Here is a 16453-nt window from a genome sequence, read left to right as displayed (position 1 = left end):
GTCTGCGACCGTACGTCCCGATATTGGGCTGCGGGCGATTCGGACGGCCCATAGGGTGGACGCACGTGAGAGACGTTCGGTCGTTGCCCAAGGCCCACCTGCACGTTCACCTGGAAAGCACCGTACGCCCGCGCACCGTGCGCGAATGGGGCGGCCCGCCCGAGCCAGAGGGAGGCTTCACCACCTTCAGGGAGTTCGCCGACCAGCGGGCCAAGGTGCGCGAGCTGCTGATCACCGCCGACCGTTTCCGGCGGGTCGCGGTGGAGTTCTGCGCCGACGAGGCCGCCCAGGGCACCCGGTACGTCGAGGTCACGTTCACGGCCGCCTCGCACGGGGAGCGCGTCGGGGATCCGGACATGCCGCTGGAGGCGGTGCTCGACGGGCTCGCCGAGGGGCAGGCCAGGTACGGGATCGAGTGCCGGGTGCTGCTCGACCACTCCAGGCGGCGGCCGGTGGAGCGGATGTGGCGGACGTACGAGCTGGCGCTGCGGCACGAGCGGGTGATCGGCATCGGCCTGGCGGGGGACGAGAGCCACCCGCTGGCGCCGTTCGCGAAGGTGTGCGACGCGGCCAGGGACGCCGGGCTGCACCTGGTGCACCACGCGGGGGAGGCGGCGGGGGCCGGGAGCATCCGGGAGGCGATCGAGGTGGGGCACACCGAGCGGCTCGGGCACGGCATCCGGGTGCTCGACGACGCGGCGCTGGTGGAGGAGGTGCGGGAGCGCGGGCTGGCGCTGGAGGTGTGTCCCTCCTCGAACGTGCTGCTGGGGCTGGTGCCTTCGCTGGCTGAGCATCCGCTGCCACGGCTGCGGGACGCGGGGCTGGTCGTGACCCTGAACACCGATGGGGAGACGGCGCTGGCTGATGAGTACCTGCGGGTGCGGGAGGTTCTCGGTTTCGGGGACGTGGAGCTGGCCGGGCTCGCCAGGGCGTCGATCGACGCGTCGTTCGCGCCGGAAGGGGTGAAGGCGGGGCTCAGGGCCGAGGTGGACGCATGGCTCGCGACCCCGGCGGCACTCCGTGGTGCGCCGGGGACGAGCCCGTGAGCAGCCTTCCCCGCCTGCTGCCTCCGCAGGTGCTCGCGGCTCTCCAGCAAGGCAGCACGGGAGCCGAGCTTCTCACCTGCCGCGCCGAGCCGATCCACGGCAGCTCCGGCGCCGCCACTGGGCGTACTGGCGCCGCGAGCCCCTCGCTTACACCTCCGGCCTGCTTCCCAGGGGCCCGCACCTGACAACCCCCCGCTGCCTCCAACGCCTGCGCGCCACGACCTGGACCCCGGTGGACGCCGACCCCCGCATCGAACGGCTGTGGCGCCGGAAGGACGCCCTGCTGGCCCGCCTGGCAGGCCTCCCGACGGTCCTGTCCCACGGCGACTTCTCCGCGGGCAACATCCTCGCCACCCCCGCCGGCGCCACCGTCCTGCTCGACTGGGCCACGCTGAGCGCCGGCCCGGTCGGCGCCGACCTGGCCGCGCTGGCGCTCAGCACGTTCACCGACCCGCTGGACGCCTATCTGGCGGGCACGGACCGGTTCGCGAGGGCGGACGTCGAGCTGGGGTACCGCGCGACGCTCGCCCTCACCGGCGCGGGCCGCGTCCACTGGATGCTGTCCAGCGGCACGCGCGTGCCCGACGGCTACGAGGAGTTCATCCTGTCCCGGCTGCCTTGAAGCCTGTCCCGGCTTGCGTGAACCGCGGTGTCAGCGGGCGAGCTGGACGACCGCGGCGCCCAGCGGCGCCAGCCTGACCTCGCCCGCCACCCGCTGCCCGGTGAGCAGGTCCGTCCCCGTCCCTCCCACGGGGACGGACGCGCCCGCCTCGGCGCTGTGGTTGAGCAGGAACACGTACTCGTGCGCCGCGTCGCCGCGCACCGTGCACTCCACGTGCGCGGGCACGCCCTCGAAGCGCGAGCGCACGCCCGCCTCCTCGACGACCTGCGCCACCGTGGCGTCGAAGGCGTCCTGCTCCAGCAGGGTCGCGAAGTAGACGACGCGCCCGGCGCCGTAGCGGTTCTCGACGACGGCGGCCCGGCCCTCCAGCAGCCCGTCCGCGTACGTGGCCAGCGCCTTGCCCGTCTCCAGGTGCAGGTCGTCGCGCCACCAGGTGGCCGTGGCGCGCCGCCCGTCGGCGAACGTCACGCCGAACTCCTCGTGCGGCCGCGCCGGCCAGTACTCGTCGATCTTGGCGCCGATCAGCTCGCGGAACGCGCCGGGGTAGCCGTTCGGCCGGACGCGGTTGTCGGCGTCCACGACGCCGGTGAAGAACGACATGATCACGGTGCCGCCGTTCGCGGCGAACTCGTGGATGCGGGCGACCGCCTCGTCGTCGATCAGGTACGCGTTCGGCACGATCAGCACCTTGTACCCGTCGAGCGGCGAGGCGTGGCCGACCACGTCCACGGCGTGGTGCCGCTCCCACAGCGGCGTGTAGTGCCGCATGACGGTGTCGGTGTAGCTGAAGTCGGAGCGCGGCAGCCCGAAGACCTCCTCCAGCCCCCACCAGCCGTCCCAGTCGAACACGATCGCGATGTCGGCGCGCGAGGTCGTGCCGGCGACGGGCGCGAGCTGCTTGACCTCCCGCCCCAGGTCGGTGATCTCCCTGAACGTGCGGGAGTCGGGCCCGGAGTGGGGCAGCATCGCCGAGTGGAAGCGCTCCTGGCCCCCACGGCTGGCCCGCCACTGGAAGAACATCACCGAGTCGGCCGCCCGCGAGAGCGCCTGCAGCGAGCCGAGCCGCATCCGCCCCGGCTCCTTGACGATGTTGAGCTGCCACTGGCTGACCGCGCTGCTCGACTGCTCCATCAGCATCCACGGCTGGCCGCCCTTGAGCGAGCGGAACAGGTCGTAGTTGAACGCCGCCGACACGTGGGAGTCGGCGTCGGCCGGGTTGGGGTAGATGTCGAGCGCGGCGGCGTCCTCCTCGGGCGCCCACTTCCAGTAGTCGGCGTGGCGGAAGAAGCGCATGAAGTTGGTCATGACCGGGATGTCGTCGCGGAAGGAGCGCACGATGTCCCGTTCGGCGACGTAGCACTCCAGCAGCGCGTCGGAGGTGAAGCGCTTGAAGTCGAGCCGGCGTGTCGGGTTCATCCAGGTGCGGGGGATGTGCGGGACGTCCACCTGCTCCCAGTCGGTGTAGACCTGGCCCCAGAAGCGGGTCGTCCACGCCTCGTTCAGCCGGTCGAGGGTGCCGTACCTGCGCTTGAGCCAGGTGCGGAAGTTCGCGGCGGCGGCCGGGCCGTAGGAGGTGGGGCCGTACTCGTTGCTGATGTGCCACATCGCCAGCGCCGGGTGGAAGGAGTAGCGTTCTGCGAGCTTCGTGGTGATCCGCGCCGCGTACTCGCGGTAGATCGGCGACGACGGGTCGTACTGCATGCGGTTGCCGAAGCCGAACGGGTGGCCGTCCTCCCTGATCGGGAACACCTCGGGGTGCAGGTGCGTCAGCCAGACGGGCGGTGCGGCCGTGGGGGTGGCAAGGTTGACGCTGATGCCGTTCTCGTGGAGGAGATCCATGATCTCGTCCATCCAGCCGAACTCGTACGTGCCCGGCTCGGGCTCCAGCGAGGCCCACGCGAACACGCCCAGGCTGACGGCGTTCACACCGGCCTCGCGCATCAGGCGGACGTCCTCGCGCCACACCCCGGGGTCCCACTGTTCGGGGTTGTAGTCACCGCCGAACGCGAGACCGCCCACCCGGCGCCGGAAATTCTCCATCCGCGACATGTCACTGCTCCCGTTAGTTGTGATCTTCAATCGAGACGCCCGTCAGGCGGCGCTCGGAGCCCTTGAACGCGTACACGGGGCCGGTCAGCGTGACCGTCCGCTCGCCCACCACGTCCGCGACCGAGCGGCGCACGGACAGGCCCACCTCGCCGGGCTCGACCACGCGCCGCCCGTCCCTGCCGGTGAACGACAGCAGCCTGGCGGGCACGTCGAAGGTGACCTTCGCGGCGCGGCCGGGCTCCAGCTCGACGCGGGCGTACCCGACGAGCTGGGCGAGCGGGCGGGTGACCGACGCGATCCTGTCGGCGGCGTACACCTGGACGACCTCCGCGCCGGCCCGGTCACCGGCGTTGCGCACCACCACCGAGCACCGGATCGGCGCCCCGGCGGCGACCTCGGCCTCGGCGGTGAGGCCGGCGTACTCGAAGCGGGTGTAGCTCAGGCCGTGGCCGAACGGCAGGACGGGGGCGGGGTCGAGGTTGCTGACCGAGCCGGCTCCGCCGAGCTTGGGGTGCAGGTAGCTGTAGGGCTGGCCGGCGGTGCCGCGCGGCATGCTCATCGGCAGCCGTCCTGACGGGTTCACGGCGCCGCTGAGCACGCGGGCGATCGCGCCCGCGCCCTCCTCGCCGGGGAAGTACGCCTGCACGACCGCCGCCGCCTTCCCGACGATCGACGGTACGGCGTACGCGCGGCCTGTCATCAGCACCACCACGGTCGGCGTGCCGGTGGCCAGCACCGCCTCGGCCAGCTCCCGCTGCGCGCCCGGCAGGTCGAGGCTCTCGGCGTCGCAGCCCTCGCCCGAGGTGCCCCGCCCGAACAGCCCGGAACGGTCGCCCAGCACCAGGATCGCCACGTCGGACTCCGCGGCAAGGCGGGCGGCGGCGGGGATGCCCGCGCGGTCGCCGTCGTCCACGCCGGTGCCCTTGGCCGTGCTGATCCGCGCGCCGGGCAGCTCCGCGCGCAGCGCGTCCAGCAGGGTGGGGGCGGCGATGCCGGTCTCGACGCCGGGGAAGTGCGGCAGCACGTGCTGGACGAAGGAGTAGCAGCCGAACAGCGCGGCCACGTCGTCGGCGTTCGGCCCGACGACCGCGACACTCCGGTCACCCGCGAGGGGCAGCACGCCGTCGTTGGTGAGCAGGATGACCGACTCCTCGGCCAGCCGCCGCGCCAGGTCCCGGGAGGCGGGGTCGTCGAGGTCCACGGGGCCGGACGGCTCGGGGTCGTAGTCGTCGTCCAGCAGCCCGAGCTCCGCCTTCTGCCGCAGCACGCGGCGCAGCGCCCGGTCGATCAGCGACTCCTCGATCCGGCCGTCGGCGACCGCCTCGCGCAGCGGCTCCAGGTAGGTCACGCCGGTCGGCAGCTCCACGTCGATGCCCGCGGTCAGCGCCTGGACGGCGGCGTCGCCGGCGTCCTCGGCGACCGCGTGCAGGGTGTGCAGGAACGCCACCGCGAAGTAGTCGGCGACGACCGTGCCCTCGAATCCCCACCGGTCACGCAGGACCTCGGTCAGGTAGTGGCTGTCGGCGGCGATCGGGACGCCGTCGATCTCGGCGTAGGAGTTCATCACCGAGCCCGCTCCCGCGTCGCGTACCGCGACCTCGAACGGGAACAGCAGCGTGTCGGCCACCTCGCGCGGGCCCGCGTGCACGGGGGCGAGGTTGCGGCCCGCGCGGGAGTTGGAGTAGCCGACGAAGTGCTTCAGCGTGGCGATCACGCCCGTGGACTGCACGCCGCGCACGTAGGCGGCGCAGATCGTGGCGACCTCGTACGGGTCCTCGGACACGCACTCCTCGACCCGGCCCCACCGCTGGTCGCGGATCACGTCGAGGACGGGCGCCAGGCCCTGGTGCACGCCGAGCGAGCGCATGCTCTCCCCGATCCTGCGTCCCATCTCCTCCACCAGGGCGGGATCGAACGAGGCGCCCCACGCCGGCGGCACCGGATACGTCGTGGCCCGCCACGCCGCCAGCCCCGTCAGGCACTCCTCGTGCGCGAGGGCGGGGATGCCCAGCCGCGTGTTCTCCCGCAGCCAGCGCTGCCGCCCGGCCAGCGCCGTGCGGGCCCACTCCGGATCGACGGGCCTGGTGCCGAAGTGGCGGGTGATCTGGCCGACGCCGTCCTTGGCGAACGCCTCGAACTGCACGTCCTCGCCCTGCATCGAGTCCTGCAGCGGCGCGACCACGCCCTCCTCGCGATTGACGTTCAGCCACACGCCCACGAGCTGCGCGAGCTTCTCGTCGAGCGACATCTCCGCCAGCAGCTCCTCGACCCGCCGCGATCGGCGTCCGGCGAGTTCGGGCTGCTCAACACGTGCTGGCATACACCCTCGTTCATGCATTTCCGGCTCGGAAAGTTTCTGTTGTACTTTCCGAAAGATTACCGTGACATTGCCGATCAGTTACGGTAGGGTCCTGCTCGCAGCCCTGTCAACAGCGCGTATCAAATGGCGGTTGCTCACCAATTTGCCTGGTGAAAGCGTTGCCTAGTTTCAGGTGGTTTTCCGAAAGTTTCACACACGGGAGGTCCTGTGCCTCGAGCCACGCTGGCCGACGTCGCGGCGGCCGCCGGAGTCTCGGTGCCGACGGTGTCCAAGGTTCTGAGCGGCAAGAAACACGTCTCAGCCGCCACCAGGGACAAAGTTCTTCAAGCGGTCAGAACCTCCGGCTACGAGGCCCCGCGTCCGCCCACCGCGCCCCGCGTCGGCGTCGTCGACCTGCTCATCGACGGGCTCGGCTCCCCCTGGGCCCAGGTGCTCATCAGCGGCGCCGAGAAGGCGGCGGCCCGCTGGGGCTTCTCCCTCGTCGTCACCTCCTCCGCACGCTCCGACTTCGACCTGCGGCGCTGGATCGGGATGGTGCGCAAGCGCAACACCGACGGCATCGTCCTGGTGCTCTCCCGGGCCGACCAGCGCGAGATCGCCGCCCTGGAGGAGCTGCTGCACGTACCGCTCGTCCTGCTCGACCCGGTCGGCCAGCGCGACCCCCGCCTGTCCACCGTCGGCGCCACCAACTGGCTCGGCGGCGTCATGGCCACCACCCACCTGCTGGAGCTCGGCCACACCAGGATCGCCTTCATCGGCGGGCCCCTCGACACGCAGTGCACCCTCGACCGGTACGAGGGCTACCTGGCGGCGCACCGCACGTTCGGCATCGACTCCGACCCGGCGCTCACCCGTTACGGCGACTTTCTCGTCGGCAGCGGCAAGGCCTACGGGGGTGAGCTGCTCGACCGCGACGACCCGCCCACCGCCGTCTTCGCGGGGAACGACCTTCAGGCTGCCGGGGTCTATCAGGCGGCCACCGAGCGGGGGCTGCGGGTGCCCGATGATCTGTCCGTCGTCGGGTTCGACGACTCGTTGCTCTGCGAGACGTTGTCGCCGCCGCTCACCACGGTCCGGCAGCCGCTCGACGACATGGCCAACGAGGCTGTGCGGCTCGTGTATGAGGAGCTGACGCACCCCAAGGGGCCGTCCGGGACCCGGATCGAGCTGGCCACCACGCTCATCGTGCGGCGGAGCACGGCGCCGCACGGTCAGAAGGCGGCGCGCGCGTCCTGAGGCGGGCGGGCGGCCGGGAGGCGGCGTGCGTCCTGAGGCGGGCGGGCGGCCGGGAGGCGGCGTGCGTCCTGAGCCGCGCTCAAGCCCGCATGCCCGCGTACGCCTCCGCCAGCCCCTCCTCATTGGCGGCCGGCCCACCGGGCCCCCTGCGCACCCCGCGCGCGATCCGGTCGGCGAAGTAGATCGCGTTCGCCATCCACCGCACCCGCACGAACAGATCCAGATGGTCCAGATCCCGGGCCACGGACGGATCCACCGTGCGGTAACCGTCGAGAAAATGCCGCAGCGCCTGCGGGGTGTCGCGGGTCAGCACGGCCGCGCACGCCACGTCGTACAGGACGGGCGCCTGAAGAACCGCCCCCCAGTCGATCAGCCCGTCCCGCCCGGGCGAATGCTCACTCAACCGGAAACTGCCGGGACCGGGATCGCCGTGCACGACGCCGACGCGCAACAGCGGCGCGGCCTCCCGCGCCTCCTCCATCACCCGCCCCGCCGCCCGCCGCACGTGCTCCGGCATGTTCAGCTCCCGCAGACACCCGCTCACCCACGGCCACGGCCACCGGTGCTCCTCGCCGAGATCCTCCGCGCCGTCGCCGAGCACGCGATGCGCCCTGGCCAGAAGCGCGCCCATCCTCCGCAGATCCGGGGACGAGGCGATGTCCGGGGCGCGGCCTGGAACGTACTCCAGGAGCGCCAGCACCCCCTCGTCCAGCGTCGTGACCAGCTCGCCACCGGGTAGCGGGACGGGAGCGCCGCTGGTCAGGCCGCCCGCCTGGACGCGCGTGGCCACCCTCAGGCCGCTGCGGAACGCGGAGGCGCCCTCCGTGTCGGCCAGCTTGGCGACGTACCGCTCACCGGTTGTGGAGGTGACGAGCCAGGTCAGCGAGTTCCAGCCGCCGGGGAGCGGCTCGGCGCGGTCGAGGGGCACGCTCCAGGCGGCCAGCGCGCGCAGCAGCCGGTCGTGACGCATGATGGTTCCCGTCGGCGGAGGGGCAGAGGCCATGCACTCCATGTGCCCAAGTGGGGGCGGGGCGTAAGCATGATGGCGCCGATCCGCATCGGCGTGGGCCTGTCAGCGCAGCCCCGCGTCCCGCACCTTCACGGCGATGTGCACCCGGTTGCCGGTCCCCGCGGCAATAGTGATCTACCTGGCCGGTCCCATGGTGTGGAGTCTCGTGAGCCGGCTCGGCCCGATGGGGAGATCCTGGCCGGATGGTCGTCGTCCCCGTGGCCGCAGGGGTTCTGCGCGTGCTACGGAAGGACGTGCAATGGGGAGCTTTACCACCGAAGGTAGATCATTGCCCGTTTCATGGGGTTTCGTTTGCCTTTGTCCGATTCGGGGGGTAACTTAGACAGTGTTGCCGGCGAGTGACCTGCGCCTTACCTCCATCAGGAAGGCCGGGGCCTCCCGGAACCTCTGATCCGTCATCTTGGATCTCCTGCGCTCCACGTAGCGACTGTACGGCGTGCTGCCCGGCTACGTCCGTTTGCGAGCGCAACGTTCCCGTCCCCTAACAAAGGACCTGAATTCAGTATGTCTGCTCGCCTGCGTGCCATTGCCATGCTCGCCGCGTCCGCTGCCACGGCGCTGACGATTGGCTCGACCGCGGCGCACGCCGACTCTGGCAACACCGACCAGAGGGGCCTGCTCAAGGGCTCGACCACGGCCTCCTACTTCTGGGACGACGCCTCCGGCCGCGCCGGTGACACCGGCCTCCCGGCTGCCGGCAAGCCCATGCAGAAGGGCCTCGTCGCCAGCCCCTCCTGGCCTCTCATGACCGAGGGCTACGTCGTCTACAAGGGCAAGAAGCTGCCCTTCTTCGTCGGCGACCGCGGCCCCGGCGACCCCTCCAACCGCGGCGTCATGCTCGACCTGGACGCCAAGACCTTCGCCGAGCTGACCGGCGGCACGTTCAACCCGGACACCCTGGGTGTGGACGGCGTCGAGGGCGAGGGCCACATCAAGATCGACTACGTTGTGACCAAGTGGGGCGACGGCGTCGGCAAGAAGAGCTACCCCGTGGCCTTCTCCACCGGTGCCTGGGCCGAGAAGGACGCCACCATGACGCAGCAGGTGTCGGTCAAGAACGCCGGCCACTGATCTCACGCTTTCGACGAGGGCGCCTCCCGTACGGGGGGCGCCCTCGTCGTGTGTCCGGGGGCGCGCCGAGACATGAAACGATCAGAGGATGACCGACGCCTTGACGCCGCAGCACCTGGCCCGCCGTACCTCCGCCGCGCTCGACGCCGCCGTCGCGGCGGGCCGCGAGCTCGGGCTGACCGTGACCGGCGCCAGGGTGCTGCACGACCTGTTCTCCGTCGTCGTGCACCTGGCGCCCGCCCCGGTCGTGGTCCGGGTGCCCACCGTCCTGCCCCGCCAGGCGGACCTCGACTTCCTCGGACGCCGCCAGCGGGCGGAACTGGACGTGACCCAGTGGCTGGCGGAACAGGGCGTTCCAGTGATCCCGCCCAGCCCCCTCGTGCCACGGGAACCCGTGCGGCGCGACGGCTTCTCGATGACGTTCTGGCAGTACGTCGAGGAGGATCAGGGCAAGGAGCCCGACTACGAGGCGAACGCGGAGAGCGTCGCCGACCTGCACGCGGCCATGCGCGCGTACCCGAGAGAGCTGGAGTTCCTGTCCGCGGCCGAGCCGCACTTCGTCACCGACAGCCTCGCCTACCTCGACGAGCGCCCTGACCTCATCGACCCCGCCGATCTGCACCGGGCGCGCCGGGAGTGGCAGGTGCTGGAGCCTCTCGTACGGTCGCGGGCCGCGTTCGAGAACGCGTTCCCGGGGATCGGCCTCCAGCCCGTCCACGGCGACTCCCCGCCCGCCAACATCTTCCACGGGGTGGGCGGGAATCTTTACTCGGACTTCGAGCTGGTCACGCTGGGGCCCGTCGAGTGGGATCTGGCCGCGCTCGGGCCCGCCTGCGCGTCCGCCTACGACCGTGGCGCGCGGCGCAACGGCATGCGGCCGTTGAACGAGGACGTCATGGCGTTCGTGGACACCGTGGGGATGTTGCGGGCCGTCTCCGTCCTCGCGCTGGTGCCGGAGTTGCCGGTGTTGCTGGAGTACCTGGAACCGGCCATCGAGCACTGGCGGACGACGCCGTTCGCGGGCGGGCTGGGCGGCTGAGCGAAGGGGGCGCGGCGGGTCGCTGATCGACGGCCGCTCGCTGGCCGAGCACATCGAGACGCGGGGGCCGCCGCGGGCTGGGCCTGGGAGTCATGGAAAGGCCGGCCCGAAGGCCGGCCTTCCTGACGGGTCACTTCAGGTTCGGCACGGGAACCTTCGACCAGTCGATGTCCGAGCCGAGGTAGAAGCTCGGGTACGCGGGCTGGTTGTAGGCGGTCTGCTGCCTGGCGACCTCCACCCGGTACTGCGGGTCGTGCATCAGCGTGTAGAGCTTGCGGTCCGTCAGCTCGGTGCTCACATACATCCTGATCGCCGAGCTGTCGGCGGTGCGCACCAGCAGCTCCTCCCGCCAGTCACCGAACACGTCGGCCACCAGCCCCGGGTTGCCCTTGGTCCAGTTGTTGGTCAGCGTGCCCTCGGCGGTCAGCAGCGTCCCGCGCCTGTAGTCGTCGATGGTCGGCGTCTGCAGGACGGTGGTGGCGGTGCCGTTGACGAGCTGGGTGGTCATGTCGGCGGCCCAGCGGATGCTCATGTTCGTGCCGGGCGCGCCGCGGCCCAGGTACTCGCCGCGCGCCGACCACAGCCCCGCCTGGACGGCCTGGTCGGGTGGCATGGACGACCACGACTCGACGCCGCGGACGGCGGGGTCGATGTCGCCGACCATCCCGCGGCCGGTGTCCACGCCGCTGTAGCCGCCGTGGATGACCTGGCCGGTGGCCGCGTCGCGGAGCGCCCAGCCGTACGGGGCGGATCGGCCGCCCTCGTGCACCGTCCAGATCTCCAGGCCGGGCCGGTCGGGGTCGAAGTCGCCGACGTGCATGGCGTCACCGTGGCCGAGCCGGATGTTCTGTCCCGGGAATGCGCTTTCCGGAGGGGCCTGCGCAAAGGACGAGTAGAGCAGGTCGCCGTCGTCGTCGATGGTGGCGGACCCGTACACGACCTCCTGCTTGCCGTCGCCGTCCACGTCGGCGACGCTCATCGAGTGGAAGCCCTGAGTGGTGATCTTGGCGTACTCGGGGTCGGTGCCGTCCACGCCGTGCGGTCCCGAGTTGAACGGGTTCGTCATGGGGGCGTGGCCGCTGTCGACGTACCAGCGTTCCTTGAGCCGCTTGCCGTTCCAGTCGTAGGCGACCAGCGTGGTACGGGTGTAGTAGCCGCGCGCGAAGATCGCTGAGGGGCGCTTGCCGTCGAGGTAGGCCACGGACGACAGGAAGCGGTCCACCCGGTTGCCCGGCTCGACCCTGGCCATCGCGTAGTCGCCCCAGAGCAGGCCGTCGTCGCCGCGTCCCGGCTTGTAGTGGACGGTCTGCAGCTCGCGTCCGCTGGCGCCGTCGAAGACGGTCAGGTACTCGGGCCCGGTCAGCACGAACCCGTTGAACTCCCGCAGCCGGTTGTTGCCGCTGCGGCTCGGCGCGTAGACGTCGACGAAGTAGTTCGCCAGCTCCACGGCGTCGTCGTGGGAGAGCGGGTAGGCGTACTTCTTCGCGATGCCGAACGCCTCTTCGAGCGTGGCCGGCCAGTGCCCGGCGACGACCTCCGGGTGCTCGTGCCAGTTCGCGAACATCTCAACGACGTGGTCGAAATAGTCCGCGGCGCTCTTGCGGTAGTCGTCGGTGTTGGCGTATCCGGCCTTGACGTCCTCGCGCGGCATCGTGATGTAGCGCTCGGACACCACCTGCCCGTCCCGCCCGTAGCGAATGATCTTCGTGCCGGGGGCGGTCTTGAGCATCGTCTCCGAGCGGCCGTCGCCGTCGAAGTCGTAGACCAGGAACTGCGTGTAGTGGGCGCCGGAGCGGATGTTCACGCCCAGGTCCAGGCGCCAGCGCAGGGTGCCGTCCAGCTCGTATGTGTCCAGGTACGTGTTGCCGGTGTAGCCGCGCTGCGAGACGTCCTTGGAGTTCGACGGGTCCCACTTGACGACGTACTCGTACTGGCCGTCGCCGTCCACGTCGCCGACGCTCAGGTCGTTGGCCGCGTACGTGTACGCCTCGCCCATCGGGGTCACCCCGTCGGCGGGCTTCTTCAGCGGAAGGTCGTAAAACGTTTTAAGCCACGGCTTCGCCGCAGCGCTGCGACGGCCCTCGCGGCCCTTCGCGATCGGGGCGACCCGGTACTCGGACGTGGCCGTGCCCGCGGGGTCGCGGTAGTTGGTGCTGTCGGTCACCGTGGCGATGGGCCGGCCGTCGCGGTAGACGCGGAAGTCGGCGCCGGTCATGCCGGTGGCGCCGGAGCCGGTCACCTCCTCGCCGAGCAGGCGCCAGCTCAGGAAGACGCCTTCGCTGGTGGAGGCCGCTACCAGGCCGCGGTCGAGGTGCTCCAGCCTGATGCCGTCGTGGCGGTTGCCCGTGGTGTCGGCGGACGCGGGCAGTGCGGTGAGCGGCAGGCAGAGCAGGGCCGCCAGCCCTGAGGCTAACGCGCGGCGGATGCTGCTGGGGGGTCTCATGGTGACGAGCTCCGCTTTTTGAATCGATTAAATTTTGGCTGGAGAGTATTGGCCGGTTGTGAGGTTTGTCAAGGACCCGTTTCCTGCGGATCTCCTGGCATGCGGCTGCCGCCCGCCGACGTTCCGGAAGCCGCCTGCCGGGGGACCTGCGGAGGTCCCAGGCGTCCTACGAGGCGAGTTCCACCCTGACGCCCGTGAAGCCGGCCGGGACGCCGTCGGTCACCAGCCGCTCGGCCGCGTCCCACCCGCACACCCGGATGGGCGCGCTCAACCCGAACTTGCGCGCGTCGCCCACCACGATCGTGCGGCGCGCGACGGAGATGAGACGGCGCTTGGTCTCGGCCTCGTACGGCGTCGCCCCGTACACGCCGGAGCCGTCGAGGGCGGTGGCGGCCAGGAACAGCGTGCGCACGCTCAGCTGCTCCAGCGCCGCCAGCGTCTCGGGGCCGCCGAAGGAGCGGGTGTCCCGGCCGTACAGGCCGCCGATGCCGATGAGCGTGATGTCCGGGCGGGGAGCCAGGACGGCGATCGCGGGCAGCGAATGGGTGATCACCGTGAGGCCGGCGTCGGCGGGCAGCAGCTTGGCGATCTCCAGCGTCGTGGTGCCCGAGTCGAGCGCCACGGTCGTGCCCGGCTGGACGTGCCGGACGGCCGCCGCCGCGATCGCCCGCTTGGCGCCGGCGGCCTGGACGGAACGGTCGGCGAAGGGCGGGGCGCTCGCGTCCGCCGCCGTGGCGCCGCCGCGCACGGCCCTGATCAGGCCGTCCTCGGCCAGCCTGCGCAGGTCGCGGCGGACGGTGTTGGGGGAGACGCGGAGGTCGGTGACCAGGTCGGCGGCGGCGACGTACCCGTCCAGCTCGACGCGCCGCAAGATCGCCTCGCGGCGGTGCGGGGCCGAGGTGTAGCGGAGGGTGCCTTCGCTGCTCATATGGAGAGTATGGCGCAAAGGTTGGCGTATTCGCGCCAAACTATGGACTTATGGTGACAACATGACCCTGACCGCCGGGATCGACGTGGGAACCACCCACGTCAAGGCGGGCTTCTTCGACGAGCGGGGCGGCTGCGCGGCCGCCCTCGCCGGAGGCGACGACAGGAGCACCCATGACCGCCCAGCACACCCCTGCCACCACACCGGCGCCGACGCTCGACCTGCTGGCCCGCCCGTCCGGCGGGTTCGCGATGGTGGCGATGGATCAGCGGGAGAGTCTCAGGCAGATGTTCGCGGCGGCCCTCGGCGAGCGGGCCGGGGACGAGCGGCTGACCTCGTTCAAGCTGGCGGTGGCGCGGGAGGTGGGGCCGTACGCGTCCGGGTTCCTCATCGACCAGGACTACGGGTTCGGACAGGTGGCCGCGCGGCGGATGGTGCCCGGCGGGCTGATCGTCGCCGTGGACAGCCTGGAGCAGGAGCCCGACGGGCCGGTGGAGGACACCGGGATCGACGAGCGGGTCGATCTGGCCGCCGCCCGCGCGGCCGGGGCCGTGGCGGCCAAGTTGCTGCTCATCTGGCGTGACGACGAGCGCAGGGGGCGGCGGCTGGAGATCGCCGCCGAGTTCGTCCGGCGTTGCGCGGACGCCGGGCTGCTGTCCGTCCTCGAAGGCGTCGCCAAACCGCCCGCCGGTGCGTTCGCGGGCGTCGCGAAGTCACCCGCCGGTGGGTTCGGAGGGGTCGCGAAGCCGGCCGCCGGTGGGTTCGGAGGCGTCGCCGAGCCGGCCGCGTTCGACGGGCCCGCCGCGATCCGGGAGGCGGCCGAGGAACTGGCCGGGCTGCGGCCGAGCCTGTACAAGGCGCAGGTGCCGCTGGGCGGCGCGGCGCTGGAGGAACGCCTGGTGGAGGAGTGCGAGCGGCTCGACGAGGTGATCCCCGTCCCGTGGGTGGTGCTCTCGCAGGGAGTGGCGAGGGACGACTTCCCCGCCGCCGTGCGGGCCGCCTGCCGGGCCGGGGCGTCGGGCATGCTGGCCGGGCGGGCGATCTGGAGCGACGTGGTGGGCTGCGAGAACGTGGCCGCCGAATTGCGCTCCCGTTCCGTGCCGCGCCTGCGCGAGCTGGCGGAGATCGTGGACGAGCACGCCCGCCCCTGGACCACCCGATGACCACGATCGCGATGCTGCACACCGTGCCCGTGCTCGCCGCCCCCCTCGCCGAACTGGCCGCCGAGGTGCGCCCGGACGCCCGGATCCTGCACTTCGTGGACGAGAGCCTGCTCCAGGACAGCATCGCCGCCGGCGGCCCGCCGCCGCACGTGCTGCGCAGGGTGGTGGCGTACGCGGCCTACGCCGAGGAGTCCGGCGCGGGCGCGCTGCTGGTGACCTGCTCGTCCATCGGCGAGGCGGCCGAGCGGGCGCGCCCCTTCGCCGGGCTGCCGGTCCTGCGGATCGACGAGCCGATGGCCGATCAGTCCGTACGGGAAGGCGCCAGGATCGGGGTGCTGGCCACGCTCGCCACCACCCTCGGCCCCACCACGCGCGCGGTCCAGCGGGCGGCGGCGCGGCGCGAGGTGGAGCGGGAGGTGGTGCCCCGGCTGTGCGAGGGGGCGTTCGAGGCGTTGCGGGCCGGCGACGCCGCCCGCCACGACGCGCTGGTCCTCGACGGTTTCCGGGAGCTGGCGGGGAAGGTGGACGTGGTGGTGCTGGCCCAGGCGTCCATGGCGCGGATCGTGGGGGAGGCGGGCGGCGGCGTCCCGGTGCTGTCGTCGCCGCGCTCGGGCGTCGCCCAGCTCCGCGACCTCAGGTGAGGTCGCCTTGAGCCTCGGCCGACAGGCCCTGCCAGTCGTCCCACGTCTTGAGCCGCTCGGCGTACGCCTGCTGGATCATCGGGTAGAAGCCCTGCCCGAACAGCACCCGCAGCGGCGGGTTCTCGGTGTCGGCCAGCTTGAGCAGCGCCTGGGCGGCGGCGGCCGGATCACCGGCGGGCTGCTTGCCGGCGACCGCGCCGAGGCGCTGCCGCAGGCCGTCGTAGGCCGGGTCGGGCTTGGCCAGGTGCCCGTTGGCGAGCGGGTCGGGGTTCTTGCCGTCCCGGGTGGCGAACCCGCCCGGCTCCACGATGGTCACCTTGACCCCGAAGCCGGCGACCTCACCGGCGAGCGCCTCGTTCAAGCCCTCCAGCGCCCACTTGGAGGCGTGGTAGGCGCCGCCGAGCGGCAGCGCGATGAGCCCGGCCGCCGACGAGAGCTGGATGATGTGCCCCGACCCCTGCTCCCGCAGGTGCGGCAGCACGGCCTGGACCACCCACACGGCGCCGAACAGGTTCGTCTCCATCTGGTCGCGCAGGTCCTGCTCGGTCAGCTCCTCGACCGCGCCGATCTGGGCGTAACCGGCGTTGTTGACGACGACGTCCAGCCGGCCGAAGTGCTCCTTGGCCCGCTGGACGGCGGCGAGGACGGCGGCCCTGTCGGTCACGTCCATCGCGAGCGGCAGCACCGCGTCGCCGTGGGCGGCCACCAGGTCGTCCAGGCTCGCGGTGTCCCTGGCCGTCGCGGCCACCTTGTCACCGCGCTCCAGGGCGGCCCGCACGAAGTGACGGCCCAGGCCGCGCGACGAACCGGTGATGAACCAGACCTTGCTCATGATGCTGCTTCCGTTTCTTCTACGGTGTCCTGA

General features: G+C 71.8%; 13 protein-coding genes. 7 read left to right on the top strand and 6 right to left on the bottom strand.

Annotated elements, in window-relative coordinates; genetic code table 11:
- Window positions 1-65 precede the first annotated feature (65 nt).
- Both add and FXF51_RS16590 read left to right on the top strand, forming a co-directional pair.
- Window positions 66-1046 carry an adenosine deaminase gene (gene add, locus FXF51_RS16595; protein WP_148435356.1) on the top strand — a complete coding sequence of 327 codons (981 nt, stop codon included), beginning with the start codon at window positions 66-68 and terminating at the stop codon, window positions 1044-1046.
- On the top strand, window positions 1021-1668 hold the full coding sequence (locus FXF51_RS16590) for a phosphotransferase family protein (protein WP_148435355.1): 648 nt from the start codon (window positions 1021-1023) through the stop codon (window positions 1666-1668). The genes add and FXF51_RS16590 overlap by 26 nt, the downstream gene beginning before the upstream one ends.
- Window positions 1669-1698: 30 nt before the next feature.
- On the opposite strand, the gene FXF51_RS16585 is transcribed toward FXF51_RS16590, so the two are convergent.
- Both FXF51_RS16585 and FXF51_RS16580 read right to left on the bottom strand, forming a co-directional pair.
- Window positions 1699-3708, bottom strand: a complete 2010-nt coding sequence (locus FXF51_RS16585; protein WP_148435354.1) for a beta-galactosidase — start codon at window positions 3706-3708, stop codon at window positions 1699-1701.
- 22 nt (window positions 3709-3730) lie between these two features.
- A complete protein-coding gene (locus FXF51_RS16580) occupies window positions 3731-6037 on the bottom strand; it encodes a beta-glucosidase family protein (RefSeq protein ID WP_222871313.1) in 2307 nt (768 codons plus the stop codon).
- 207 nt (window positions 6038-6244) lie between these two features.
- Here FXF51_RS16580 and FXF51_RS16575 point away from each other — a divergent pair, with 207 nt between their 5' ends.
- Window positions 6245-7273: a LacI family DNA-binding transcriptional regulator gene (locus FXF51_RS16575; protein ID WP_262379572.1), complete on the top strand. Its 1029-nt coding sequence runs from the start codon at window positions 6245-6247 to the stop codon at window positions 7271-7273.
- 79 nt (window positions 7274-7352) lie between these two features.
- On the opposite strand, the gene FXF51_RS16570 is transcribed toward FXF51_RS16575, so the two are convergent.
- On the bottom strand, window positions 7353-8243 hold the full coding sequence (locus FXF51_RS16570) for a phosphotransferase enzyme family protein (protein ID WP_187414407.1): 891 nt from the start codon (window positions 8241-8243) through the stop codon (window positions 7353-7355).
- Between the two features lie 564 nt (window positions 8244-8807).
- Between FXF51_RS16570 and FXF51_RS63460 the strand changes: the two genes are divergently transcribed.
- Both FXF51_RS63460 and FXF51_RS16560 read left to right on the top strand, forming a co-directional pair.
- Window positions 8808-9374 carry a hypothetical protein gene (locus FXF51_RS63460; RefSeq protein ID WP_148435351.1) on the top strand — a complete coding sequence of 189 codons (567 nt, stop codon included), beginning with the start codon at window positions 8808-8810 and terminating at the stop codon, window positions 9372-9374.
- An 88-nt stretch (window positions 9375-9462) separates the two neighbouring features.
- Window positions 9463-10413 carry a phosphotransferase gene (locus tag FXF51_RS16560; protein WP_148435350.1) on the top strand — a complete coding sequence of 317 codons (951 nt, stop codon included), beginning with the start codon at window positions 9463-9465 and terminating at the stop codon, window positions 10411-10413.
- 130 nt (window positions 10414-10543) lie between these two features.
- Here the strand turns inward: FXF51_RS16560 and FXF51_RS16555 are convergent, their stop codons facing one another.
- Both FXF51_RS16555 and FXF51_RS16550 read right to left on the bottom strand, forming a co-directional pair.
- Entirely contained in the window at window positions 10544-12856 is a 2313-nt protein-coding gene (locus FXF51_RS16555; RefSeq protein ID WP_148435349.1) for a rhamnogalacturonan lyase, read from the bottom strand.
- Between the two features lie 166 nt (window positions 12857-13022).
- Window positions 13023-13784 (bottom strand): DeoR/GlpR family DNA-binding transcription regulator, encoded by a 762-nt coding sequence (locus FXF51_RS16550; protein ID WP_148435348.1) that lies wholly within the window; start codon window positions 13782-13784, stop codon window positions 13023-13025.
- 173 nt (window positions 13785-13957) lie between these two features.
- Here FXF51_RS16550 and FXF51_RS16545 point away from each other — a divergent pair, with 173 nt between their 5' ends.
- Together FXF51_RS16545 and FXF51_RS16540 are read left to right on the top strand one after the other, a co-directional pair.
- Window positions 13958-14947, top strand: a complete 990-nt coding sequence (locus FXF51_RS16545; protein ID WP_148435347.1) for a hypothetical protein — start codon at window positions 13958-13960, stop codon at window positions 14945-14947.
- Window positions 14944-15588, top strand: coding sequence for an aspartate/glutamate racemase family protein (locus FXF51_RS16540; protein WP_148435346.1), 645 nt, complete (start codon window positions 14944-14946; stop codon window positions 15586-15588). The genes FXF51_RS16545 and FXF51_RS16540 overlap by 4 nt, the downstream gene beginning before the upstream one ends.
- Here the strand turns inward: FXF51_RS16540 and FXF51_RS16535 are convergent.
- On the bottom strand, window positions 15581-16420 hold the full coding sequence (locus FXF51_RS16535) for an SDR family NAD(P)-dependent oxidoreductase (RefSeq protein ID WP_148435345.1): 840 nt from the start codon (window positions 16418-16420) through the stop codon (window positions 15581-15583). The two genes, FXF51_RS16540 and FXF51_RS16535, sit on opposite strands and share 8 nt — an antisense overlap.
- Window positions 16421-16453 lie beyond the last annotated feature (33 nt).

It is taken from the genome of Nonomuraea sp. PA05 (assembly GCF_008086045.1).
GTDB classification, from domain to species: Bacteria; Actinomycetota; Actinomycetes; order Streptosporangiales; family Streptosporangiaceae; genus Nonomuraea; species Nonomuraea monospora.
This window is presented reverse-complemented; position numbering and strand designations above follow the sequence as displayed.

Bases quoted from the DNA above. Each gene is read 5' to 3' on its own strand.
- FXF51_RS16545 (WP_148435347.1), top strand. From the start codon at position 13,958: ATGACCGCCCAGCACACCCCTGCCACCACACCGGCGCCGACGCTCGAC.
- FXF51_RS16580 (WP_222871313.1), bottom strand. From the start codon at position 6,037: ATGCCAGCACGTGTTGAGCAGCCCGAACTCGCCGGACGCCGATCGCGG.
- FXF51_RS16585 (WP_148435354.1), bottom strand. From the start codon at position 3,708: ATGGAGAATTTCCGGCGCCGGGTGGGCGGTCTCGCGTTCGGCGGTGAC.
- FXF51_RS16570 (WP_187414407.1), bottom strand. From the start codon at position 8,243: ATGCGTCACGACCGGCTGCTGCGCGCGCTGGCCGCCTGGAGCGTGCCC.
- FXF51_RS16560 (WP_148435350.1), top strand. From the start codon at position 9,463: ATGACCGACGCCTTGACGCCGCAGCACCTGGCCCGCCGTACCTCCGCC.
- FXF51_RS16550 (WP_148435348.1), bottom strand. From the start codon at position 13,784: ATGAGCAGCGAAGGCACCCTCCGCTACACCTCGGCCCCGCACCGCCGC.
- FXF51_RS16540 (WP_148435346.1), top strand. From the start codon at position 14,944: ATGACCACGATCGCGATGCTGCACACCGTGCCCGTGCTCGCCGCCCCC.
- FXF51_RS63460 (WP_148435351.1), top strand. From the start codon at position 8,808: ATGTCTGCTCGCCTGCGTGCCATTGCCATGCTCGCCGCGTCCGCTGCC.
- FXF51_RS16535 (WP_148435345.1), bottom strand. From the start codon at position 16,420: ATGAGCAAGGTCTGGTTCATCACCGGTTCGTCGCGCGGCCTGGGCCGT.
- FXF51_RS16555 (WP_148435349.1), bottom strand. From the start codon at position 12,856: ATGAGACCCCCCAGCAGCATCCGCCGCGCGTTAGCCTCAGGGCTGGCG.